This window comes from Neisseria sp. P0021.S007, assembly GCF_051956855.1.
Genome location: NZ_JBQCXA010001004.1, coordinates 1 through 551, shown reverse-complemented (window position 1 = coordinate 551; position 551 = coordinate 1). Strand labels below are relative to the sequence as shown.

The following is a 551-nucleotide window of genomic DNA, read 5'->3' as shown; positions in this document are numbered from 1 at the left end:
GCCTTCTTCTGCGCTCATGTAGACGGGGTTTTCGGGGCGGTCGCTGCGGACGATGTCGCCCTGTCGGAACATCGCCAGTTCGTCCACTGCCAATTGCGACCAGGTTTCGTCTCGGGTCAGCGGTAATGTGGCGACGACGGCGACTTTGTCGTTCGGGGTGGTGACTTCGGAAAAATCGACCATTACGTCGTCGTCTAAAAGCCGTGCTTTGCCGAACGGGGCTTTGCGCACGATGTAGTGCAATAGTGTGCTGGCGTGGGCAAACAGGTTGTCGCCGTTGGACATAACGAAGTTGAACAGGCCGAAGCGGCGGATTTCGTGGGTCAGTGCGGCGAGGGCGTCGAATAGGGTGTCCGGATCGGGTTTGGTAGCGAAGCGGCTGCGCAGGCGGTTGAGGATGTAGCAGAAGGCGCGTTCGGAATCGGTGGTGCCGACGGCATGGTAATACTCGCCTTGCTCGGGGTAGAAATCCATCAAATGGCCGTTGTGTGCAAACAGCCAGTATTCGCCCCACATTTCACGCATGAAGGGGTGGGTGTTTGCCAGTGAGG

General features: G+C 58.4%; 1 protein-coding gene. It reads right to left on the bottom strand.

Annotated features, from left to right (window positions below; genetic code table 11):
• Positions 1-551, bottom strand: a 551-nt coding sequence (locus ACTHUR_RS17210; protein ID WP_440399922.1) for a class II glutamine amidotransferase, incomplete at both ends; no start/stop codon positions are given.